Below are 22,189 nucleotides of genomic sequence, written 5' to 3'. Positions count from 1 at the left end.
TACCGAACCGTACCGTTTAGATTTATCCATCGCGGTTTTCCCGGAGACCTTCCCCGTGCGTCCTGTCCCTTCGCTTCGCCTGCCGCTCCTCGCCGTTGCCGCCTCCGTCCTGATCAGCGCCTGCGGTAGCCCGCCGGGCGGGCCGCCCCCGCAGCAGGGCACGCCGGTGGTGGGCGTCATCACCGTCCGGCCGCAGCCGGTCACCCTGACCACCCAGTTGCCCGGCCGCACCGTGCCGTACCTGATCGCCGAAGTGCGGCCCCAGGTGGGCGGCATCGTGCAGACGCGGCAGTTCACCGAAGGCGGCGACGTGAAGGCAGGGCAGACCCTGTACCAGATCGACCCGGCCACCTACCGCGCCAGCTACGCCAGCGCCCAGGCCACCCTGGCCAAGGCGCAGGCCAACCTGCGCACCGCACGGCTCAAGGCCGACCGCTACAAGGAGCTGGTGCAGATCAAGGCGATCAGCCAGCAGGAAGGCGACGACACCGCCGCCACGCTCGGCCAGGCCGAAGCGGATGTGGCGGCCGGCAAGGCCAGCGTGGAAACCGCGCGCATCAATCTGGCGTTCGCACGCATGGATGCACCGATCTCCGGCCGGATCGGCCGCTCCAGCGTGACGCCCGGCGCGCTGGTCACCGCCAACCAGGCCACGGCATTGACCACCATCCAGCAGCTGGATCCGATCTACGTGGACGTGACCCAGCCCAGCGCCGCCGTGCTGCGGCTGAAGAAGGCGATGGCCCGCGGCGATCTGGCGCGCGCCGGCGACGGTGCCGCGCAGGTGAGCCTGGTGCTGGAAGACGGCAGCACCTATCCGCTGCAGGGCCGGCTGGCGTTCTCCGATGTGACCGTGGACCAGAACACCGGCTCGATCAGCCTGCGTGCGGTGTTCCCCAACCCGGATGCCGATCTGCTGCCGGGCATGTACGTGCGCGCGGTGCTGCAGGAAGGCGTCAAGGCGCAGGGCATGCTGGTGCCGCAGCAGGCGGTGACACGCAATGGCGCCGGCAAGCCGACCGCCTTCGTGGTCGGTGCCGACAACAAATTGCAGCTGCGCGTGCTGGAGACCGACCGTGCGGTGGGTGACCAGTGGCTGGTACGCAGTGGCCTGAAGACCGGTGACCAACTGGTGGTGGATGGCCTGTCGCGCGCGCGCGACGGAGTCCAGGTCAAGACCGTGCCGTGGCAACCGACGTCGGCATCCGTTGCCGGCAGCCCCTCCGCCCCAGCCGCACCGCGTGCGGCCAACTAAGGCGGACTCCAGCTCATGGCACGCTTCTTCATCGACCGCCCGATCTTCGCCTGGGTGCTGGCCATCATCGTGATGCTGGCCGGCATCCTGTCCATCGCCACCTTGCCGATCGCGCAATACCCCAGCATCGCGCCGCCCGCCGTGGCGATCACCGCCAACTATCCCGGCGCATCTGCGCAGACCCTGGAAGACACCGTCACCCAGGTCATCGAGCAAAAGATGAAGGGCCTGGACAACCTCAGCTACATGGCCTCCACCAGCGAATCCAGCGGTGCGGTGACCATTACGCTGACCTTCGAAAACGGCACCGACCCGGACACCGCGCAGGTGCAGGTGCAGAACAAGTTGTCGCTGGCCACCGCGTTGTTGCCGCAAGAAGTGCAGCAGCAGGGCGTCACGGTCACCAAGTCGGCCACCAACTTCCTAAACGTGCTGGCCTTCACTTCCGAAGACGGCAGCATGAGCGATTCGGATCTGTCCGATTACGTTGCCGCCAACGTGCAGGAAACCATCAGCCGCGTGCAGGGCGTGGGCGACACCACGTTGTTCGGTTCGCAGTATTCGATGCGCATCTGGCTGGATCCGGACAAGCTCAACAACTTCAACCTCACCCCGGTGGATGTACGCGCCGCGATCCAGGCGCAAAACGCGCAGGTGTCGGCCGGCCAGCTCGGTGCGTTGCCTGCGGTGGCCAACCAGCAGCTCAATGCCACCATTACCGCGCAGACGCGGCTCAAGACAGCCGAAGAGTTCGAGAACATTTTGCTGCGTACCCGCACCGACGGTTCGCAGGTGCGTCTGCGCGATGTGGCGCGCATCGAGCTGGGCAGCGAGAGCTACAACACGGTGGGCCGCTACAACGGCAAGCCGGCCGCGGGCCTGGCGATCAAGCTGGCCACCGGAGCAAACGCGCTGGATACCGTGCGCGCCATCGACAAGAGCCTGGAAGAGCAGGAGAAGTTCTTCCCGCCCGGCATGAAGGTGCAAAAGCCCTACGACACCACACCGTTCGTGCGTATCTCCATCGAGCAGGTGGTGCATACGCTGGTCGAAGCGGTGGTGCTGGTGTTTTTGGTGATGTACCTGTTCCTGCAGAACTTCCGCGCCACGCTGATTCCCACCATCGCCGTGCCGGTAGTACTGCTGGGTACCTTTGGCGTGCTGGCGGTGTTCGGCTTCACCATCAATACGCTGACCATGTTCGCGATGGTGCTGGCGATTGGCTTGCTGGTGGATGATGCCATCGTGGTGGTGGAAAACGTCGAACGGGTGATGGCCGAAGAACAGCTCTCGCCCAAGGAGGCCACGCGCAAATCGATGGACCAGATCACCGGTGCACTGGTGGGCGTGGCCTTGGTGCTGGCCGCGGTGTTCGTGCCGATGGCGTTTTTTGGCGGTTCCACCGGTGTGATCTACCGGCAGTTCTCGATCACGATTGTCTCTGCGATGACCTTGTCGGTGCTGGTGGCAATGGTGCTGACGCCGGCGCTGTGCGCCACCTTGCTCAAGCCCGGCCATGGCATGGCCACCACCGGGTTCTTCGGCTGGTTCAACCGGGTGTTCGACCGCAGCAATGGCCGTTACCAGGGCGTGGTGCGGCACATGCTCGGCAAGGGCTGGCGCTACATGATTGCGTATGTGGTGATCGTGGCGCTGGTGGTGGTGGGCTTCATGAAAACGCCGGTGGGCTTCTTGCCGGACGAAGACCAGGGCACCTTGTTCGTGCTGGTGCAGTTGCCGCCCGGTGCCACCGATGCGCGCACCGGTGCGGTGCTCAAGCAGGTGGAACATCACTTCCTGGTCGACCAGAAGGACTCGGTGGCCGGCATCTTTGCGGTCTCTGGTTTCAGCTTCGCCGGTACCGGGCAGAACGTGGGCTTTGCCTTCGTCAAGCTGCGGCCATGGGACGAGCGCACTGGCAAGGGCCAGAGCGTGACCGATGTGGCGGCCAAGGCGGGCGCGTTCTTCGCCACCTTGCGCGATGCGCAGGTGTTTGCGGTGGCGCCGCCGGCCGTGTCGGAGCTGGGCAACGCCACCGGCTTCGATCTGATGCTGCAGGACCGCGCCAACCTGGGGCATGCCGCGCTGATGCAGGCACGCAACCAGTTGCTGGCCGAGCTTTCGCAGGACAAGCGGCTGGTGGCGGTGCGCCCCAACGGGCAGGAAGACACGCCCGAGTTCAAGCTGGAGATCGACCCGCACAAGGCCGAAGCGATGGGGGTGTCGATCGCCGACATCAACAACACCTTCTCCAGCGCGTGGGGCAGTACCTATGTCAACGACTTCATCGACAAGGGCCGCGTCAAGAAAGTGATGCTGCAGGCCGATGCGCCGTACCGCATGAACCCGCAGGACATCGACCGCTGGTTCGTGCGCAACAGCGCCGGCACGATGGTGCCGTTCAACGCCTTCGCCACTGCACGCTGGACCCAGGGCTCGCCACGTCTGGAGCGCTACAACAGCCTGCCGTCGGTGGAGATTCTGGGCATGGCGCTGCCAGGTGCGGCGTCCAGCGGCCAGGCGATGCAGATCGTGGAAGCGGCCGCGGCCAAGTTGCCGGCCGGCATTGGCTTTGAGTGGACCGGGTTGTCGCGACAGGAAAAAGCCTCGACCGGGCAGACCGGGTTGTTGTACGGGTTGTCGATCCTGATCGTGTTCCTGTGTCTGGCCGCGTTGTATGAGAGCTGGTCGATTCCGTTCTCGGTGATTCTGGTGGTGCCGTTGGGCGTGTTCGGCACGCTGGTGGCCGCCGTGCTGACCTGGAAAATGAACGATGTGTACTTCCAGGTGGGCCTGCTCACCACCATTGGCCTTGCCTCGAAGAACGCGATCCTGATCGTGGAATTCGCCAAGGAATTGCACGAAGGCGGCAAGAGCCTGGTGGTGGCGGCGTTGGAAGCGGCGCGCATGCGCTTGCGGCCGATTCTGATGACATCGCTGGCCTTCATCCTGGGTGTGGTGCCGCTGGTGTTGACCAGTGGCGCGGGCGCCGGCGCGCAGCACGCGCTGGGCACTGCGGTGATCGGCGGCATGATCTCCGGCACGGTGCTGGCCATCTTCTTTGTGCCGTTGTTCTTCGTACTGGTGCGTGGGCTGTTCGAACGCCGCGCGCAGCCTGATGCCTCCGTTCCGCAACATGCAGGGCACTGACATGACACCGATCCGAATGACGCTTGCCGCACTCGCGGTGACCAGCGTGTTGTCTGGCTGCACGCTGATGCCGCGTTATGCGCGGCCCGACGCACCGGTGCCGGCGCAGTTCGCCGGTGCAACTGCGGCGACCGCGGCCAGCGAAGCGGCAGCGAGCGCAGAAACTCCCGTCATCGCCGATATCGGCTGGCGGGAGGTGTTCACCGACCCGGCGCTGCAACAGGTGATCCAGCTGGCGCTGGACAATAACCGCGACCTGCGCGTGGCCGCGCTCAATATCGAAGTGGCACGCGCGCAATACCGGGTGGAGCGCGCAGCGCTGGTGCCGGGTGTGGATGCCACCGGCACTGCCAATAACGCGCGCACGCCGAGCGAACTGGCGGTGCCCGGGCAGCCGCCGGTGTTCCGCACCTACAGCGCCAATGTGGGCGTGAGCGCGTACGAGCTGGATCTGTTCGGGCGCGTGCGCAGCCTCAAGGAACAGGCGCTGCAGCAATTTCTCTCCACTGCCGAAGCCCGCCGTAGCACGCACATCAGTCTGGTCGCCGATGTGGCCAGCGCCTATCTCACCCTGGCCGCTGACCAGGAGCTGCTGCAGCTGGCGCAGTCCACGCTGACCAGCCAAAGCGACAGCTACCGCTTGCAGCAGCGCAGTTTCGAGCTGGGCGTGGCCTCGCAGCTCACCTTGCGGCAGGCACAGACCACCGTGGAAAGCGCGCGTGTGGATGTGGAGCGTTACACCGCGCAGGTGGCGCAAGACCGCAACGCGTTGGTGCTGCTGGTTGGCACCCAATTGCCGGAGAGTCTGTTGCCACGCGCGTTGCCCGATGGCGCAAGCGTGGAAGGCAATGTGCTGGCCGCCGTGCCGGCGGGCGTGCCGTCGCAGCTGTTGCAGCGTCGCCCGGACATCCTGGAGGCCGAGCGCAACCTGCGCGCGGCCAATGCCAACATCGGCGCGGCGCGCGCGGCGTTCTTTCCCAGCATCAGCCTCACCGCCACGCTGGGCTCGTCCAGCAGCAGCTTGTCCGGATTGTTCGAATCCGGCACGCGGGCCTGGAGTTTCGTGCCGCAGCTCACCTTGCCGCTGTTCAATGCCGGGCGTAACCGCGCCAATCTGGACATGGCCAAGGCCAACCGCGACATCGAAGTGGCCCGCTACGAAAAGTCGATCCAGACCGCGTTCCGCGAGGTGTCCGATGCGCTCGCGCAGCGCGACACCCTGGGCCGCCAGCTGCAGGCACAGCAGGCCCTGGTGGATGCCACCGCAGACAGTTACCGGTTGTCGCAGGCGCGCTTCGAACGCGGGATCGACAGCTATCTGCAGGCGCTGGATGCGCAGCGCTCGCTGTATGGCGCGCAGCAGACCTTGATCACCACGCAGTTGTCGCGCATCACCAACCTGGTGACGTTCTACAAGGCGATGGGCGGCGGCTGGCTGCAGGCCGATGGGCCGGACGTGGCCGCCGCCGACACGGCGCCTCCCCGTGGCTGACACGGCCCCGGCGCAAGGCCCGGCCTTGCCGGCGCCGGGCCGGCGCGTGCCGCATGCCAAGCGCGGCGCGATCCTGGCCGCCGCGCAGCAGTTGTTTACACAGCAGGGCTTCGAGCGCACCAGCATGGACCGCATCGCTGAAGACGCGGGCGTGTCCAAGGCGACGGTGTATGCGTACTTCGCGTCCAAGGAGGTGCTGTTCCGCACCACGTTGGAAGCGATGGCGCATGCGGCGTCCAATCGCTGGGACGGCCTGCTGACGCTGCCCGGGCCAGTGACGCAACGCCTGGCGACGGTTGCCAGCGTGCTGCTGCAGGTCTGGACCAATGCGGCGAGGCTGGACGCCGCGTACGGCCTGGTGCGGCCGCCGTCGCTGCCCAGCCAGATCCGCGAAGAAATGTGGACGCTGTGCTTCGAACGCTACGACAGCACGATGCGTGCGCTACTGGCACGCGAAGTAGCGCAGGGCGCCTTGGCCATCGACAACCTGCCCGACGCCTCGGTGCAGTTCTTCGGGCTGATCACGGCGGTGCCGACCGAGGTGCCAGCGCCGGGCATGCCGCCGGATGTAGCTGCAGCGCAACGCTACATCGATGGCGCGGTGGCAGCGTTCTTGCGCGCGTATCGCCCGGCGCCAGCGGCGCCTGCAGCGACCGGCAGGCGAACGCCGCGCGCGCCGGCATCGCGCGCGGAGAGTGACGACGCACATTCATGAGCATGCGCGCCGTGCGCTGCACTCCGCGCGGTATTGCCGGCTGACGGTGCCGTCTAATCCGCGTGGGCGCTGGCGAGCAACGCGGTGCCGCCGCAGGGGCATAAGCGAATGCCACGCGGGCCGGCATTGATGACGCGCACTCATGACCGTGTGCGCGTCGCGCACTGCAATCCACCCCGCCTTGGCGGCTAACGTGTGCGCTCGGTGCTGCCCACCTCACGTGGGACGCCATCGATCAACGCGGCGGTGCCGCAGGAGCACACGATGCATACACGCACACTAGGGCGCAGCGGGCTGCGGGTCTCCGCACTTGGCCTGGGCTGCATGGGATTGAGCTACGGCTACGGGCCGGCCACCGAGCGCAAACAGGCGGTGGCACTGCTGCATGCCGCGGTGGAGCAGGGCGTGACCTTGTTCGACACCGCCGAGGCGTACGGGCCATTCGCCAATGAGGAATTGCTGGGTGAGGCGCTTGCGCCGTACGGCGCGCAGGTGGTGGTCGCCACCAAGTTCGGCTTCCGCGATGGACATGCCGATGCCGGTCTGGACAGCCGGCCCGCGCGTATCCGCGCAGTGGCCGAGGCCAGCCTGCTGCGGTTGAAGCGCGAGCATATCGATCTGTTCTATCAGCATCGCGTGGATCCTGCGGTGCCGATCGAGGAAGTGGCCGGCACGGTCAAGGATTTGATCGCCGAAGGCAAAGTGGGCCATTTCGGTCTGTCCGAAGCCGGCGCGAACACCATCCGCCGCGCGCATGCGGTGCAACCGGTGGCCGCGGTGCAAAGCGAATACTCGCTGTGGTGGCGCGAACCGGAAGCCAACGTGCTGCCCACGCTGGAAGAACTGGGGATCGGCTTTGTGCCGTTCAGCCCGCTCGGCAAGGGATTTTTGACGGGTGCAATCCAGGCCGACACGCAATTCGACCAGAGCGACTTCCGTAACAGCGTGCCGCGCTTTGCCGTGGAGGCGCGCCGTGCCAATCAGGCGCTGGTGCAACGTTTGCAAGCCATTGCGGACGACAAGGGCGCGACGCCGGCACAGGTGGCGCTGGCCTGGCTGTTGTCGCGCAAGCCCTGGATCGTGCCGATTCCTGGCACCACCAAGCGGCATCGCCTGGACGAAAACATCGGCGGTGCTGCGCTCGTCTTGAGCAGCGACGAGCTGGCCCGTATTCAACAGGCACTCGATGCGGTGGAGATTGTCGGTGAGCGCTACAGCCCAGAGCGGCAGAAGCTGGTGGGGAAGTGAGCACGGCGGTGTAACCGCAGTGACGGTATCTGCAAGAGATGGGTCGTAGGAGCGCGCTCGCGCGATGTGGCGTTACCGATAACGCCCCATCGCGCGCAAGCGCGCTCCTACCAAGCTCCGTGAAGTCGGGAGCGATGCTGTCTCGTTTCCACATGGGGAACACAGCAGGTCACCGCCGCTAACAGTTGTGGTCGATGGACGGACACATGCTTCCCAACGCAACGCGACATAGCGGCAGTACTGCAGGTCCCGTAGGAGCGCGCTCGCGCGCGATGTGGCGTTACCGATAAAACTCCACCGCGCGCAAGCGCGCTCTTACGGTGCGCTACCGCACCAGGTCATGGCGCAGCGCGTCGATCACCACCTTTAGCGCGGCGGAAGACTGGCGCCGGCTTGGGTAATAGGCGTAATAGCCATCGAACAGGTCGCACCAGTCGTCCAGCACGCGGCGCAGGCGGCCGGCAGCGATGTGGTCCAGCACCATGGTTTCCGGCAGGAAGGCCAGGCCCGCGCCGGCCAGTGCCGCGCGCAAGATGGCGCTGCTGCCGTTGAAGGTCCATTGCCCGTCCACGCGCACTTTCTGCTCGCGTCCGTCTTTTTCGAAATCCCACGGCAGCAGGCCGCCATGCGTGGGCAGGCGCAAGCCGATGCAGTTGTGCTGCGCCAGCTCGGCCGGCACTGCGGGAATGGTGTGATGCACGAAGTAGCTGGGCGCCGCCACCACCGCCATGCGCTGGCGTGGGCTGATCGGCACCGCGATCATGTCCTTGGCCACCTGGTCGCCGAGCCGGACGCCGATGTCGTAGCGCTCGGCCACGATGTCGGCCAGGCCGTAATCGACGGTGATTTCCACCTTGAGGTCGGGGTAGTCGGGCAGCACCTTCGACAACGCAGGCCACAGATACGCATCGGCGGCGTGGCCGGCGGTGGTGATGCGGATGGTGCCGGCAGGCTTGTCGCGGAACGCAGTCAGTGCCGACAGCTCCTGGTCGATCTCCTCCAGCCGTGGCGCCACCGTGTCAAACAAACGCATGCCCGCCTCGGTCATCGAGACGCTGCGCGTGGTGCGGGTGAGCAGGCGAATCCCCAGCCGGGTTTCCAGCGCACGCACGGTGTGGCTCAGCGCCGATTGCGAGACTCCCAGCTGCGCTGCGGCGCGGGTGAAGCTGCCTTCGCGCGCCACGGTGACGAACACCTGCAGGTCATTGAGGTTTTCCCGAGCCATGCTTGCCGACACCACACATCAGACATGAAATCCATGTCACTGCATCATGCGCGATGGCGCCTCCCGGCTTCAATCAAGATGCATTGATGCGCTGTGTTTCTAGGAGCATGCGGCCCCAGGTGGACAGTTGCGCCGCACCTGCGCGCTACAGTGGCTGCACTTTGTAGCGAGGAGCACGTCAATGAGCCTGTTTGCCACCGCCATGTCCTTGTCGATGATGGCCGCCGCCGGCCCCGGTGCCGACGAGCACGCACCGATCAAGGTCACCAAAGCCGGCAGCGCTGCCTCTGCCGCCGGCCCGGCCAGCTATTTCACCGGCACCGTGCGCATCGATGCGCCATTCCAGACCGATGCGCCCGCGCGCGTAGGCGGCGCCGCGGTGACCTTCGAGCCGGGCGCGCGCACTGCCTGGCATACCCATCCGCTGGGTCAGACGCTCATCGTTACCGCCGGTGCCGGGCGCGTGCAGGAGTGGGGCAAGCCGGCGCAGGAGATCCGCCCCGGCGACATCGTGTGGATTCCGCCGGGCGTCAAGCACTGGCATGGCGCCAACGCGACGGTGGCGATGAGCCATATCGCCATCGCCGAGGCGGTGGATGGCTCGCCGGTGACCTGGCTGGAGCAGGTCAGCGACGCGCAGTATCAAGGCAACTGAGCAGGTGTCTTGGCGGCTGGTGTGGGTGCACGCAGGTGGCATCCGCACGCACCGGATTGCCGCGTAACGCTACGTTGGTCAGCGGCAGATCGCTGCGCGCGCGCTCAGCTGGCAGCCGCACACACCAGAGTGTTGCGTCACGCCGTGTTGGTGAGTGATCACTGCGCGCGTGCACCACGCCCGCCGGCCGCTGTCGAGGCGGCCCACGCCGTCACGCCACTTCGATCGCGTCCTGCCGGCTGGCACGCAATTGTTGTGCATCGCGTGCGGGCGGCGTGCCGAGGATGCGGGCGTAGTCGCGGCTGAACTGCGATGCGCTTTCGTAGCCGACGCGGAAACCGGCGTCGGCGGCACTGAGCGCCTCGGCCACCATCAGCCTGCGTGCTTCCTGCACGCGTAGGTGCGAGCGAAATTCCAGCGGCGTCATCGAGGTGACTGCCTTGAAATGGGTGTGCAAGGTGGAGCGGCTCATCGCCGATAGATCTGCGATCTGCTCGATGCTGAAGCGCTCCGCGTAGTGCGCACGCAGCCAGGCAATGGCCCTGGAAATCTGGTTGAGGCGGCTGTCGGCAATGGCCATCTGGCGCACGATGGCATTGCCCGGTTCGGCCATCAGCCGGTACAGCAATTCGCGCAGCACCAGCGGCGCCAGCGCATCGATGTCGCGTGGCTGGTCGAGCAGGCGGGCAAGCCGCAAGGCGGCGTCGTGCAACTCCGGCGTGCTGCGATTGAGCAACAGTCCGGATGCAGGCGCGTCGCCAGCCTGCTCGGCCAGGGCCGGGTAACGGATCGCAAGGTCGCTTAGCACGGCCATGTCCAGATCCAGGCAAAAACACAGATACGGCTGGGCCGGGCTCGCTTCGATCACCGAGCCGATGATCGGCAGGTCCACAGAGGCCACCAGATACATCGCCGGATGGTAGTGATACGCGGTGGTGCCCAGCATGGCCTGCTTGTGCCCCTGCGCGACCAGGCACAGCGTGGGCGTGTACACCGTGGGGATGGAGTAGGTGGGCGCGGAGCAGCGCATCAGCCGCAGCCCGGGCACGGCCGTGCTGAAGGTGCCATCGGTCGGTGCATGACGTTGCAGCACGTCGATCAGATGGGCGATGGAAGAGGCCATGTGGAACGCTCGTGCGGGGTGCTGTGCGGCCGCGCCGCGGTGGCGCGATCGTACAAGAGCGCGTGTTAGGCGCGCAGCAGCGGTGGGCATTGCTACCCTGCGTAGTGCGGTCTGCCGGACCTGGCAACCGCAACCGCAACCGCAGCCAAGCGGCAGTGCATGCGGCGCACAGCGCTGATCGCGCGCTCACGCGCAGCCCGTATCATGCGGCGCATCCCTGGTGTCCGTCCCCTCATGGCCGCAAAGCGTTCACTCCCCGCAGATCCCGCAACCCCTGCCGACTGGAAAGCGATCGAGCTGGCGGCAACGGCCGAGCTCGCACGGCGCACTCAGCTGGCGCACCAGCAGATCCTTGGCCTGTTGCACACGCATGGGCATTTGCTCAGCGAGGTGCAGCGGCGCGGGTTGCGCAAGCGCCTGTACCGTGCGGGCAACGCGCGCTGACAGCGCGTCTGTGCGCATCGCTGTAAGCACTGCCGATGTGCTCGCAGTGGCGGCATCCCTGCATGGCCCACCCGATGTAATGTGCCCGAACGCAGGCCTAACAAGGACACCGGTGCCGAACGCGGCAGGTGTCTTCCAGGCAGATCAACACACCCTTACGCGCCCGCTGGCAGTTCCCAGGGCGGGGTCTCGCCGAAGTGTTCGAGCAGAAAGTCCACAAACGCACGCACGCGGGGCGGCTGCAGTTGCCGCGCCGGCATCACCGCGCTGATCTGCGAGGTGGGCGGCGGGTAGTCGGGCATCACTTCGACCAGGCGGCCGGCGCGCAGGTCCTCGGCAATGTGCCAGTACGAATGCACTGCGATGCCTTGCCCGGCGATCACCGCATCACGCATCAGTTCGCCAAAATTGCTTTCGAAACGGCTCTGCATGCGCACCCGTACCTGGCCACCTTCCGGCGTTTGCAGGGTCCAGACATCCTGGCGCCCATCGCGGCCCATCAGCAGCACGCCGGCGTGCTGGGCCAGCTCTTCGGGTGTGCGTGGCGTGCCGTAGCGCTGCAGGTAGGCGGGCGAGGCGCTGAGGGTGCGGCGGTTCGGAGCGATGCGCCTGGCCACCAACCCGGAATCTTCGAGCGGGCCGATTCTGATTGCCAGGTCGAAGCCTTGCTTGACCAGATCGACCAGATCGTCGCTGAGATGGGCGCTGATGCGCAGGCGCGGATGCCGCGCCTGGAATTCCGGCAGCAGCGGCGAGATGTACTGCTGCCCGAACGAGGCCGACAGCGTGACCCGCAAGGTGCCGCCCACATCCTGTGCGCTCTCGCGCAGGTCGTCGGCCAGGGCGTCCAGGTCGTCCACCAGCACGCGGCCGCGTGCGGCCAGTTGCTGGCCCTCCGCGGTGGGATGCATACGGCGGGTGGTTCGGTGCAGCAGGCGTACGCCAAGGTCGCGTTCCAGCCGCTTCAGGCGCTGGCTGGCCACCGCCACCGAGAGGTCCAGGCTGTGCGCGGCCGCGGTGATCGAGCCCAGGTCGAGCACGCGCAGGAACAGGGCGATGTCGCCGAGACGGTCCATGCATTATCAACGTTGCATTGAAAGTGAATCAGCATAACAGGGGTTTTTGCAGAGTATCGCCCGGCGCAGGCTGTGCGCTGTTTCTTCGGGTTCCTGCCATGTCTGCTCCTGCTACGTCCCGCCTGCCGCCCGCACTGCTGGCCCTGACCATCGGTGCGTTCGGCATCGGTACCACCGAATTCGTGATCATGGGGTTGCTGCAGCAAGTGGCTGCCGACCTGGGCGTGTCGCTGACCGCGGCGGGCCTGTTGATCAGCGGCTACGCGCTGGGCGTGTTCGTGGGCGCGCCGGTACTCACGCTGGCCAGTGCCCGCTGGCCGCGCAAGGCCGTGCTGGTGGCGCTGATGCTGGTGTTCACACTGGGCAATATTGCCTGTGCGCTGGCGCCGGACTACACCAGCCTGATGATCGCGCGGGTGCTGACCTCGCTGGCGCACGGCACCTTCTTCGGTGTTGGCGCGGTGGTGGCGACCTCGTTGGTCGCGCCCGAACGCCGCGCCTCGGCCATCTCGTTGATGTTCGCCGGCCTGACCGTGGCGACCCTGCTCGGCGTGCCGGCCGGTGCGTGGCTGGGCCTGCAGCTGGGCTGGCGCGCCACCTTCTGGGCGGTAGCGGTGATCGGCGTGCTGGCCACCGCCGCGGTGGCGCTGTGGGTGCCTGCTGCGGCTGGGGCCGCGCCGCCGGTGCCGTGGCGCCAGGAGGTGCGCGTGCTTGCGCGCGGCCAGGTGTTGCTGGCCCTGGCGATGACGGTGGTGGGCTATGCCGGCGTGTTCGCGGTGTTCACCTATATCCAGCCGCTGCTGGTGCAAGTGACCGGCTTTGCGCAGGCGGCGGTGTCGCCGGTGCTGCTGGTGTTCGGCGTGGGCATGATCGTGGGCAACTTGCTGGGCGGGCGCCTGGCCGATCGCCGGCCCACCGCGACCTTGCTGGGCACGTTGGCTGCGTTGGTGGTGGTGCTGGGCGCCATGGGCCTGGTGCTGCACAGCAAGCCGGCCATGATCGCCTTTGTCGGCCTGCTCGGCGTGGCGGCGTTTGCCACGGTGGCGCCGCTGCAATTGCGCGTGCTCGAGCATGCCCGCGGCGCCGGGCAGAACCTGGCCTCCAGCTTGAATATCGCCGCCTTCAATCTGGGCAATGCGCTCGGCGCCTGGCTAGGCGGGGTGGTGATCGCCTCCGGTGCCGGCCTGGTCGCCACGCCGTGGGTGGCGGCGGCACTCACAGCGCTCGGCTTGGGCATTGCGCTATGGAGCGTGCAGCTGCAGCGCCGCCAGGCCGCGCTGCCGGCCGGTTGCGTGCAAGGGCGCTGAAACATCCATCAACGGAGGTGCTGCATGGAAACGCGTTTTCTCGGTCGTTCCGGTTTCAAGGTGCCCGTGCTGGGATTCGGCGCCGGGACGTTTGGCGGTCAAGGCCCGCTGTTTTCGGCGTGGGGCGATACCGGTGTGGCACAGGCGCAACGCATGATCGATCTGTGCCTGGAGGTGGGCGTGAATCTGTTCGACACCGCCGACGTGTATTCGGATGGTGCTTCCGAGGAGATCCTCGGCCAGGCGCTGCAGGGGCGCCGCGATCAGGTGATCCTGTCGACTAAGACCGGCCTGCGCCTGGGCGATGGGCCCAACGATGCCGGTGCCTCGCGCTTCCGCCTGCTGCGTGCGGTGGATGCCTCGCTGCGCCGCCTGCGTACCGACTACATCGACCTGCTGCAGCTGCATGCATTCGATGCGATGACGCCGATGGAAGAAACCCTGTCCACGCTGGACGATGTGATAAGCGCGGGAAAGGTGCGGTATCTGGGCGCGTCGAACTACGCCGGCTGGCAGTTGATGAAGTCGTTGGCGGTGGCGGACCAACATGGCTGGAGCCGCTTCGTTGCCAACCAGACCTATTACTCGCTGGCTGGCCGCGACTACGAATGGGAACTGATGCCGCTGGGCATCGACCAGGGCGTGGGTGCGGTGGTGTGGAGCCCGCTGGGGTGGGGCCGCCTGACCGGCAAACTGCGGCGCGGCCAACCGTTGCCGGACAGCAGCCGCCTGCACGCCACCGCCGCCGCCGGCCCGGCGATCAGCGACGCACGCCTGTTCGACATCGTTGACGTGCTGGACGCCATCGCCGAAGACACCGGGCGCAGCGTGCCGCAGATCGCCATCAACTGGTTGCTGCAACGGCCTACGGTCAGCACGGTGCTGATCGGCGCGCGCGATGAAACACAGCTGCGGCAGAACCTGGGTGCGGTGGGTTGGACATTGACACCCGAGCATCGCGCGCGCCTGGATGCGGTGAGTGCGGTGGAGCCGCCGTATCCGTACTACCCGTATTGGCGCGGGCAGTTTGCAGAGCGCAGCCCGCTGCCGGTGTAGCAGTGGGCCGGGCCATTAGCCACGCTGCCACACGATGGCGACAGCGTGGCGCGCATCACCGCCGCAGCATCACAACGGACGTGCCGCGCGCGGAATCACTTCAGGCGTGATCGCTCCCACGCCTGTGCTGCCCTGCAACTGTGTGCAATTGTCCAATGCGCTTGCCACCGAGTCGTAGCGGATCATCGCGCTGCCATCGATGGCCGATGCATAGACCAGCGCGCCGCCCGTGCGTGTTGCCAAGGCACGCGCGACCGCAGGCGTGGTATCGAACAATTTTATCGAGGCACCAAGTAGTGCCAGCTGGCCGCTACGCGTTTCCAGTGCCGCGACGACGGTTGCCGGCGGTTGGGCGCGTGCGGCGCGCGCTGCGGTGCGTGCGCCGCCCGTGCTGTCGAGATAGATGGCGTAGCGATCGAAACGTGCAACGGGTGCCTCCGCAGTGGTTTGCGTGCGCTGCAGTGACCGTGTGCCGACAGCAATGTCGGTTGCGTCATTGACGCGTACCACCGCACCAGGGATCAGGCGGAAGCTGGCATGGCCCACCACAACGGTTGGCCCGCTTGCGGCAGCGCGCAAGCGTGCGCTGTCGATCACTTGTGCCGATGCGGGAGCGCACAGGCTGGTTGCAAGGGCGCCCAGCAGGGCGATCAGAGATGTCTTCATGTCAGTGGCCCACCACGCGCATTTCAAATTCCTTGAGTTGTTCCTTACCGTTGCTTGCGAGCATGTCGTCGACCTCCAGCGTCCAGCGCCCGGCCGAGGGCTCGTCCAGGAAGGCGTTGCTTGAGGTCAGGAACACCACAAGTCCCTCATCGCTCTGGTCGAGCGTGGAAAATGGTGTCATCAGGGTGCTACGGGTGCCGCTGGGCGAAACCAGGACCGCGCGCAGGTTGCGGGGATCCTTGTGCGTGCTCGAGAAGTACAGTTGCACGCCCTCCACCTTGAACTGCTGGCTGACGTCGATCGCCAATCGTGCGGGCGACCCGGCACCGCCAATGGTGCTGCTGTTCCCGGCGTACACCTGCCACTCGGTGTCTTGCATCGCAGGCAACGAGGGGAACTGCACGGCACGTTCCACTGCCGCAGCCGCGTCCACCAGGCCGAACCCGTACCAGTTGCTGAAACGGTGACCGGCCGCGTTGGTGATCCAGCCGGGCTCGATCAGGTTGCCGTTGTAGAGCACCTTCGGTTGGTTGGGATCGACCTGCACGGCGGTGGTCGCCAGGATGTATTTGACGTCGCGCAAGGTCAGTTGCGGGTTGGCGCCCAGCATCAAGGCCGCAACGCCGGCGACGGTGGGCGCCGAGGCAGAGGTGCCGTTCATGCGTGCGGTGTAATTGCACGATGCATCGATCTTGGAACTGCTGGTGTCCAGGGCGTTTTGTGGCGCACGTGTGCGGTTGCGATTGTTGCCAGCGGTGCAGCCGCTCAAATCGGTGGTGACAATCGCTGGCGAATAGAACGGCTGCGGCCCTTGCGCATGCAGGATTCCGTACAGCTCCTTGAAGGTCTCCGGGTGCGCATCGAACCGGCGCTGGAAGCCGAACTCGCCGGAAAGCCCGGAGACCCACAACGCAGAACCGGGCGATGCGTAGCTGGCGCGCACGCCGTTGGCGTTGACCGCGCCGACCACAATCATGGTCGTCAGGCTGTTGATGTTGTCGATATTCGCGCTGCTGCAGGCGACGCCAAGTTGCCGGGTCTGGTCGCTACAGAGGTCGATCAGCTTGCCCTGCGCATCCACCTCGGTCAGCGTATTGAAGTCGTTGCCCGACGATTTGACGTAGATGCCGCCCTTGCCTCCGCGCTGGGCCTGCATCAGCTTTTCCAGGGAGCGTTGTTCGTCAAGATCACTGAATTGATAGTAGGCAGCAGAGATGCCGAAGCTGTTGTTGAACACATCCATCGCGCGTGCCTCTGGGCCGTCTCCCCACGCGTAACGGTTGTTGACGTACTGGGTACTGCCATCGGTGGTGTCGCCGGCGTTGAAACCTGCCAGTTTCGCTTCCGGTGCAATGCCGCGCCCGCCGATGCCGTTCCAGCCTCGCGCAGCGATGATGCCTGCCACCGCGGTGCCATGATCCCCATCGATGTCATCCGCGCGCGGAGTGGGGTCGTTGGACCCATCCAAGAAGTTGTGCGAACCGTTGGGCAGAATATTGTCGACAAGATCCGGATGCGCGATCTCCAGACCAGTATCAATCACGGCCACCTTGACACCGGCACCACGCATTCCAAACGTGTGCAGGATGTCCACGTCCAGATCCACGCCGGGCACTGGTCTGCCATCGCCGAACACCGGCTGGCCTTGATTGAGCAGATGCCATTGGTAACGAAATAGCGGGTCACTGGCCGTGGCAGATGTGGGCGTTGCCAAGTGGCCACCGGGCGGTTGCGCGCTGACAGTGCCGGTTCCTGCAATGAGCGAAAGTGCAAGCACGACAGCAGACGACAGCGTCAATCGCTGTGAGGTCAATTTCATCTTGAGTCCTATAAAGGCAGACGGTCAGCAGGTGAGACACAGGTGATGCGCTCGCCGGCCCTGGCCGCGTCAGCGCACGATGGCCACGCAATGCCCCGCACTGGCGAGGCCGCAGAAGGCAGATAACGCAGGTGCCAGCAAGAGCGGTGTGTTCTGTCAGTGGCCGAGAATGCGAAGCTTGAAATTCTGCAGCGATGCAGTGGTACTCGGCTCGGTCATGTCGGTGACCTCCAGTGTCCAGACGCCTTGTGCCTTCTCGTCGAGAAACGCGTTGCTGGAGGTCAGGTCGATATAGAACCCGGTCGTGGCATACGCGCTTGCATCCAGCGCAGAGAATGGCGTCATGACATAGCTGCGTGTCCCACTGGGCGACTCCAGCACCACGCGCAGATTGGCCGGCGTGCGATGGGTGGTGGCAAGCGACAGTTGCACTGCTTCCACCTTCATGGCCTGCGTGATGCGCATGCGCTGCTTCGCTGGCTGTGCAGGACCGCCGATCTTGCTTGCTGCAACCGTGGAGGCTACCCACTGTGTGTCCCGCAGCGGAGGCAATGGCGTGAAGTTGGTCGCCTTGTAGACGGCGGCGGCGCCATCGGCCAGGCCGAAGCCGTACCAGTTGCTGAAATGATGCCCGGCCGCATTGGTGATCCACCCTGGGTCGATTACGCTGCCCTGATACACCGCGCGGGGCTGCCACGGGTCGACCTGGCGTGCGGTGGTTGCCAGGATGTACTTCACATCACGCGCGCTCAGCGCCGGGTTGACTCCGAGCACCAGGGCAGCAACCCCTGCAACGGTGGGTGCGGCTGCCGAGGTGCCGTTGAACGTGGCGGTGTAGTTACATGCGGGGTCGATCGTCGAGGCGCTGGTATCCAGCGCGTTTTCGGTCGGCCCATCATGGTCTGCGTTCGACCCTGCCGTGCATCCGCTCAGATCGGTCGTGACAATGGCGGGGTCGTAAACAAATGGGGCCGCCGTAGCCCCCAGGTCTTCAGCCGCGTTGGGATAGAACGCGCGCTGGTAGCCGATCAACCCGCCAAGCCCGGAAATCCATAACGCCGATCCAGGCGACGAATACGCGGCGCGTTTGCCCACCGCGTTCACGCTCGCGACGACGATCGTGCCAAACAGATTATTGAGTGTGTCCTGGTTTGCCAGGCCGCAACCGACACCGTTCGCGCGCGCAGCGTCGCCGCAGGCATCGATCACATTTCCGTCCTGGTCGCGTCCGCGCAAATTGAGAAAGCTGTTGCCAGCCGATTTGACATAAATCGCACCGCGCCCACTGCGGGTGGACTGCATCAATGCATCCCACGATTGCTGGTCTTGCAGCGGGAAGTCCTGATAGAACGGGGTGATGTTCCCAGCTGAAAAGTTGAACACGTCCAGGGGCCTTGACTGGGGCCCGTCTCCCCAGGCGTAACGAATGCCCGCGTCTGTCACCGAAGATGCTTCGCCAAACGCAAACCCCGCAAGCGAGGCCTCGGGTGCAATGCCGCGCCCGCCGCGCCCGTTCCAACCAACCGCAGCTGCGATACCTGCGACCTGCGTGCCGTGATCGTAGCCCGGCCCTGAGGGCGTGGGATCAGTCGAGCCATCCATGAAATTGTACGAGCCGTTCGGGATGACATTCGCCGCCAGGTCTTCATGCCTGATCTCCAGACCGCTATCCACCACGCCGATGCGCACGTGTTTGCCGCGGATACCTAGCGCGTGGAGGATATCCACATCCATGTCCACGCCTGCAACCGGGCGGCTGTCGCCGATGACCGCCTGTCCCTCGTTCAACACGTGCCACTGGTAACGCAGTAGCGGATCGTCTGCCGCGCCGCGAACCGTGTTGCCAGGTGGGGCCGCCTGTGCTGCAAAAGCTGCCAAAGCGATCAGCGTTGTACTGATTGATATTGCAAGATGTCGTCTACCAAATAGGGTCATTGCAATGATCTCCAATCGGAAGCGGAATGGGGTTGACAGGTGGTGTTAGCCGTGGGCGCGCGTGCTACACACGGCCGCTGACATCGCGCGTCCCACCTGTCAGGCGGGACTGATCTAGCAGCGCAGCCTGTGCGCCGGAAAGTGCTGGCCGCCGGCATTAGCCAACGGCCAGCCTGCACTCACATCGGTTGCATGATCGATTGCGCCACCACGAGCGAGACCTGCGCGCCGCCACTGTTGGCCTGCAGGCGAGTCAATGCCTGTTGTGCCTTTTCTACCGAGGGATAGGCGATCACCGCGCTGTTATCCACGGTCGATGTATAGACGATGGTGCCCCCGAAATTGCGCGCCAGCGAGGTGGCGTTAGCTGATGTGGTGCCGGCGAGTTTCAGCTGTGGCCTCACCAGCACCACGCGCCCGTTGCGCTCGTTCACTGCTGCGGCGAGTGGTCGCTCCGTGCCGGAGGCTGATCGCGAACCGCTGCGCGCAGCGCCGGCCGGAGTGTCCAGGACCACCGCATAAGGCCCGATCCGCGCGGCCACCGTTCCAGTGGGCCGCGCCGCAACGGGAGTGGCACGATTTCTCGCAGCCGGCGATGCCGCGCCATCTGCAAACTCGGCCGGTAGCGGGTCAAGCACCACCGTTCCCGGCAGCATGCGGTAGGTGTCCGGACCGGAGGTAAAACGTTCGCCGGTTGCCGCAGCACCGAGCGCCTGCGCGTCCATGAACTGCGCGGCCTGCGTGATGCCGCACGCACCGAAGGAAACGAGGAGTGCAGAAAGAACAAGCGTGGTCTTCATGTCAGTGCCCCAGGATACGAAGTTTGAAGTTCTGTAACGCCGCCGTGGTGGCCGGCTCGCTCATGTCGGTGATCTCCAGCGTCCACACGCCTTGCGCTCTTTCATCTAGAAACGCATTGCTGGACGTGAGGTCGATGTAGAAGCCGGTCTGTGCGTAGGCATCGGCGTCCAGTAGCGAGAACGGCGTTATCACGTAGCTTCGCGTGCCGCTCGGCGACTCCAGCACCACGCGTAGATTGGCCGGCGTGCGGTGGGTGGTGGCCAACGACAGTTGCACCGCTTCCACCTTCATTGCCTGGGTGATGCGGATGCGTTGCTTGCCCGGTCGCGCCGGTCCACCGATCTGGCTTGCAGCCGCGGTGGAGGCAACCCATTGCGTATCACGCACCGGCGGCAGCGGCTTGAAGTAGGTCGCTTCGTAGACGGCTGCGGCGCCGTCGGCCAGGCCGAAGCCATACCAGTTGCTGAAATGATGCCCGGCGGCGTTGGTGATCCAGCCAGGGTCGATCACGCTGCCCTGATAGACCGATGCGGGCTGCCAGGGATCGATCTGGCGCGCGGTCTTGGCCAGGATGTATTTGACATCGCGCGCGGTCAGGCTGGGGTTGGCAGCGAGGATGAGCGCTGCAACACCGGAGACGGTTGGCGCCGCCGCAGATGTGCCGTTCATCAGCGCACTGTAGTTGCAGGACGCGTCGATCCTTGACGTGCTGCCGGTCAGTGCGTTTTCCACTGTGGTGCCATCCACGTTGTCACCCGCGCTGCAACCGCTGAGATCGGTGGTGACGATGGCCGGATCGTAGGCGAAGGGCGCGGTTTCAGGAGCGAGAACCTGGGCCGCATCGGGATAGAACTTGCGCTGGTAGCCGAACTCACCGCCCAGACCGGAGATCCACAACGCCGAACCGGAGGACGAGTACGAGGCCCGCTTGCCGGTGGCGTCCAGGCTGGCGACGACGACGGTGGCGGGCATATTGCTGAGTGGGTCCGCGTTGGTGAGCAGGCAACCGACATTCAACGTGCGTGACAGGTCGCTGCAGAGATTGACGATCCTGCCTTCAGCGTCGCGGGCGCGAACACGCCTGAAGCTGTTGCCGGCCGACTTGATGTAGATGCCGCCCAGCCCGCCGCGTGTCGAGCGCATCAGCGCTTCCCAGGACTGACCCTCTTCCAATGAAACGTCGGGGTAGAAGTCCGGCGCCGAGCCCCAGCTGTTGTTGAAGACATCGAGGGTGCGCGCCTCCGGCCCATCACCCCAGGAATAGCGGACCTCGGCATAACTTCCGGCAGAATCGCTTCCCAGGAAATCGAATCCGGCCAGCAAGGCCTCGGGTGCAACGCCGCGACCGCCGCGGGCATTCCAGCCAACCGCAGCGATGATGCCCGCCACCGACGTGCCGTGACCAAAGCCCGGGTCACTGGGCGTGGGATCGTGCGAGCCATTGCCGAAATTGTGCGACCCATTCGGGATGATGTTGCCAGCGAGATCTTCGTGGCCGATCTCCAGGCCGTTATCCACCACGGCCACACGCACGCCGCGGCCGCGAATGCCCAGTGCATGCAGGAGATCTACATCCATGTCGACGCCAGCCACGGGGCGGCTGTCGCCAATCACCGCCTGCCCCTGGTTGGAGAGATGCCATTGGTAGCGATAGAGCGGGTCGCCTGCGGCGCTGGCGCGTGTAGTGCCTGCCGGCTGTGCGGCGCTGGCCAGCATGGGGGGAGTTCCGATCACCAACGCGCCGATCACCAGCGCGAGGTATCGCCTGCGATGTAGTTGCATTCCGTTTGACTCCAGTGGAGGGGTGACACAGTCGACGTGGCACAGACACCCGTCCGACCGATTAAAAATCGGCCGGCTCACACTCCATCGCGCAGGCGGGGCCGTCAGGCCTGCTGCTGTGGAACCTGTGTCTATGGCATGGGGTTGCGGTGCTTACCGCATGCGGCAGCAGCCGCGCCTATGCGGCGCGGGGGCGTGCTGACTGCACGCCGGGCATTCGGTGGGGTTTGTTGGAATAGGGCGAAGGCAGGAAGGCAGCAGCAGGCATCATGTCCATGTGTCCCGAAAGAGCCGGAAAAACGCATCCGCGTGTTTGACGATGGATGCGGCTGGTCCTCGATCGGCTCCCCTGTGCGCAGTTGCGCAGCCGACGCTGGCGATGCGAAGGCACCGGCAGCACCTTGATTAAAAGTGGGTCAGACTTTGGCTGCAAGCGGCGG

Annotated in this window: 17 protein-coding genes; 9 read left to right on the top strand and 8 right to left on the bottom strand. The window is 65.6% G+C overall.

The window, feature by feature from the left end; genetic code table 11:
- Nucleotides 1–55 precede the first annotated feature (55 nt).
- The 5 genes from ACCQ01_RS14995 to ACCQ01_RS14975 all read left to right on the top strand — a co-directional run bounded on the left by ACCQ01_RS14995 (nt 56) and on the right by ACCQ01_RS14975 (nt 7,860).
- The gene (locus ACCQ01_RS14995) at nt 56–1,255 is read left to right on the top strand and encodes an efflux RND transporter periplasmic adaptor subunit (protein WP_228431707.1); all 1,200 of its coding nucleotides are present in this window, start codon (nt 56–58) and stop codon (nt 1,253–1,255) included.
- A 15-nt stretch (nt 1,256–1,270) separates the two neighbouring features.
- A complete protein-coding gene (locus ACCQ01_RS14990; RefSeq protein WP_014508367.1) occupies nt 1,271–4,405 on the top strand; it encodes an efflux RND transporter permease subunit in 3,135 nt (1,044 codons plus the stop codon).
- 1 nt (nt 4,406) lies between these two features.
- A complete protein-coding gene (locus ACCQ01_RS14985) occupies nt 4,407–5,897 on the top strand; it encodes an efflux transporter outer membrane subunit (protein ID WP_115556415.1) in 1,491 nt (496 codons plus the stop codon).
- A gap of 25 nt (nt 5,898–5,922) precedes the next feature.
- The gene (locus tag ACCQ01_RS14980; RefSeq protein WP_228431821.1) at nt 5,923–6,612 is read left to right on the top strand and encodes a TetR/AcrR family transcriptional regulator; all 690 of its coding nucleotides are present in this window, start codon (nt 5,923–5,925) and stop codon (nt 6,610–6,612) included.
- A 264-nt stretch (nt 6,613–6,876) separates the two neighbouring features.
- Complete coding sequence (locus tag ACCQ01_RS14975) at nt 6,877–7,860, top strand: aldo/keto reductase (RefSeq protein ID WP_228431708.1); 984 nt, start codon at nt 6,877–6,879, stop codon at nt 7,858–7,860.
- 325 nt (nt 7,861–8,185) lie between these two features.
- Here ACCQ01_RS14975 and ACCQ01_RS14970 read toward each other — a convergent pair whose 3' ends face one another.
- Nucleotides 8,186–9,085, bottom strand: a complete 900-nt coding sequence (locus ACCQ01_RS14970) for a LysR family transcriptional regulator (protein WP_228431709.1) — start codon at nt 9,083–9,085, stop codon at nt 8,186–8,188.
- A gap of 181 nt (nt 9,086–9,266) precedes the next feature.
- On the opposite strand from ACCQ01_RS14970, the gene ACCQ01_RS14965 reads away from it, so the two are divergent.
- Nucleotides 9,267–9,740: a (R)-mandelonitrile lyase gene (locus ACCQ01_RS14965; protein WP_228431710.1), complete on the top strand. Its 474-nt coding sequence runs from the start codon at nt 9,267–9,269 to the stop codon at nt 9,738–9,740.
- 211 nt (nt 9,741–9,951) lie between these two features.
- On the opposite strand, the gene ACCQ01_RS14960 is transcribed toward ACCQ01_RS14965, so the two are convergent.
- Nucleotides 9,952–10,863: an AraC family transcriptional regulator gene (locus ACCQ01_RS14960; protein ID WP_228431711.1), complete on the bottom strand. Its 912-nt coding sequence runs from the start codon at nt 10,861–10,863 to the stop codon at nt 9,952–9,954.
- 234 nt (nt 10,864–11,097) lie between these two features.
- Here ACCQ01_RS14960 and ACCQ01_RS14955 point away from each other — a divergent pair, with 234 nt between their 5' ends.
- Nucleotides 11,098–11,307: a hypothetical protein gene (locus tag ACCQ01_RS14955; protein WP_012437859.1), complete on the top strand. Its 210-nt coding sequence runs from the start codon at nt 11,098–11,100 to the stop codon at nt 11,305–11,307.
- A 155-nt stretch (nt 11,308–11,462) separates the two neighbouring features.
- Here the strand turns inward: ACCQ01_RS14955 and ACCQ01_RS14950 are convergent, their stop codons facing one another.
- Nucleotides 11,463–12,383, bottom strand: coding sequence for a LysR family transcriptional regulator (locus ACCQ01_RS14950; protein WP_115577355.1), 921 nt, complete (start codon nt 12,381–12,383; stop codon nt 11,463–11,465).
- A gap of 98 nt (nt 12,384–12,481) precedes the next feature.
- Here ACCQ01_RS14950 and ACCQ01_RS14945 point away from each other — a divergent pair, with 98 nt between their 5' ends.
- Nucleotides 12,482–13,690: an MFS transporter gene (locus ACCQ01_RS14945; protein ID WP_042598212.1), complete on the top strand. Its 1,209-nt coding sequence runs from the start codon at nt 12,482–12,484 to the stop codon at nt 13,688–13,690.
- Nucleotides 13,691–13,714: 24 nt separating this feature from the next.
- On the top strand, nt 13,715–14,746 hold the full coding sequence (locus ACCQ01_RS14940; protein WP_228431712.1) for an aldo/keto reductase: 1,032 nt from the start codon (nt 13,715–13,717) through the stop codon (nt 14,744–14,746).
- A 69-nt stretch (nt 14,747–14,815) separates the two neighbouring features.
- Here ACCQ01_RS14940 and ACCQ01_RS14935 read toward each other — a convergent pair whose 3' ends face one another.
- The 5 genes from ACCQ01_RS14935 to ACCQ01_RS14915 all read right to left on the bottom strand — a co-directional run bounded on the left by ACCQ01_RS14935 (nt 14,816) and on the right by ACCQ01_RS14915 (nt 21,716).
- Nucleotides 14,816–15,412, bottom strand: a complete 597-nt coding sequence (locus ACCQ01_RS14935; protein ID WP_228431713.1) for a hypothetical protein — start codon at nt 15,410–15,412, stop codon at nt 14,816–14,818.
- Nucleotide 15,413: 1 nt separating this feature from the next.
- A complete protein-coding gene (locus tag ACCQ01_RS14930) occupies nt 15,414–17,231 on the bottom strand; it encodes a S8 family serine peptidase (protein ID WP_228431714.1) in 1,818 nt (605 codons plus the stop codon).
- A 156-nt stretch (nt 17,232–17,387) separates the two neighbouring features.
- Nucleotides 17,388–19,166 carry a S8 family peptidase gene (locus ACCQ01_RS14925; protein ID WP_228431715.1) on the bottom strand — a complete coding sequence of 593 codons (1,779 nt, stop codon included), beginning with the start codon at nt 19,164–19,166 and terminating at the stop codon, nt 17,388–17,390.
- A 179-nt stretch (nt 19,167–19,345) separates the two neighbouring features.
- Nucleotides 19,346–19,966 carry a hypothetical protein gene (locus ACCQ01_RS14920; RefSeq protein ID WP_228431716.1) on the bottom strand — a complete coding sequence of 207 codons (621 nt, stop codon included), beginning with the start codon at nt 19,964–19,966 and terminating at the stop codon, nt 19,346–19,348.
- 1 nt (nt 19,967) lies between these two features.
- The gene (locus ACCQ01_RS14915; RefSeq protein WP_372358901.1) at nt 19,968–21,716 is read right to left on the bottom strand and encodes a S8 family peptidase; all 1,749 of its coding nucleotides are present in this window, start codon (nt 21,714–21,716) and stop codon (nt 19,968–19,970) included.
- Between the last annotated feature and the right edge of the window lie 473 nt (nt 21,717–22,189).

The sequence above is a fragment of the Xanthomonas sp. NCPPB 4037 genome (genome assembly GCF_041475695.2).
GTDB lineage: Bacteria > Pseudomonadota > Gammaproteobacteria > Xanthomonadales > Xanthomonadaceae > Xanthomonas > Xanthomonas campestris.
This window is presented reverse-complemented; position numbering and strand designations above follow the sequence as displayed.

Coding starts and splice junctions, on each gene's coding strand:
- ACCQ01_RS14990 (WP_014508367.1), top strand. CDS start 1,271: ATGGCACGCTTCTTCATCGACCGCCCGATCTTCGCCTGGGTGCTGGCC.
- ACCQ01_RS14985 (WP_115556415.1), top strand. CDS start 4,407: ATGACACCGATCCGAATGACGCTTGCCGCACTCGCGGTGACCAGCGTG.
- ACCQ01_RS14975 (WP_228431708.1), top strand. CDS start 6,877: ATGCATACACGCACACTAGGGCGCAGCGGGCTGCGGGTCTCCGCACTT.
- ACCQ01_RS14970 (WP_228431709.1), bottom strand. CDS start 9,085: ATGGCTCGGGAAAACCTCAATGACCTGCAGGTGTTCGTCACCGTGGCG.
- ACCQ01_RS14965 (WP_228431710.1), top strand. CDS start 9,267: ATGAGCCTGTTTGCCACCGCCATGTCCTTGTCGATGATGGCCGCCGCC.
- ACCQ01_RS14960 (WP_228431711.1), bottom strand. CDS start 10,863: ATGGCCTCTTCCATCGCCCATCTGATCGACGTGCTGCAACGTCATGCA.
- ACCQ01_RS14955 (WP_012437859.1), top strand. CDS start 11,098: ATGGCCGCAAAGCGTTCACTCCCCGCAGATCCCGCAACCCCTGCCGAC.
- ACCQ01_RS14950 (WP_115577355.1), bottom strand. CDS start 12,383: ATGGACCGTCTCGGCGACATCGCCCTGTTCCTGCGCGTGCTCGACCTG.
- ACCQ01_RS14945 (WP_042598212.1), top strand. CDS start 12,482: ATGTCTGCTCCTGCTACGTCCCGCCTGCCGCCCGCACTGCTGGCCCTG.
- ACCQ01_RS14940 (WP_228431712.1), top strand. CDS start 13,715: ATGGAAACGCGTTTTCTCGGTCGTTCCGGTTTCAAGGTGCCCGTGCTG.
- ACCQ01_RS14935 (WP_228431713.1), bottom strand. CDS start 15,412: ATGAAGACATCTCTGATCGCCCTGCTGGGCGCCCTTGCAACCAGCCTG.
- ACCQ01_RS14930 (WP_228431714.1), bottom strand. CDS start 17,231: ATGAAATTGACCTCACAGCGATTGACGCTGTCGTCTGCTGTCGTGCTT.
- ACCQ01_RS14925 (WP_228431715.1), bottom strand. CDS start 19,166: ATGACCCTATTTGGTAGACGACATCTTGCAATATCAATCAGTACAACG.
- ACCQ01_RS14920 (WP_228431716.1), bottom strand. CDS start 19,966: ATGAAGACCACGCTTGTTCTTTCTGCACTCCTCGTTTCCTTCGGTGCG.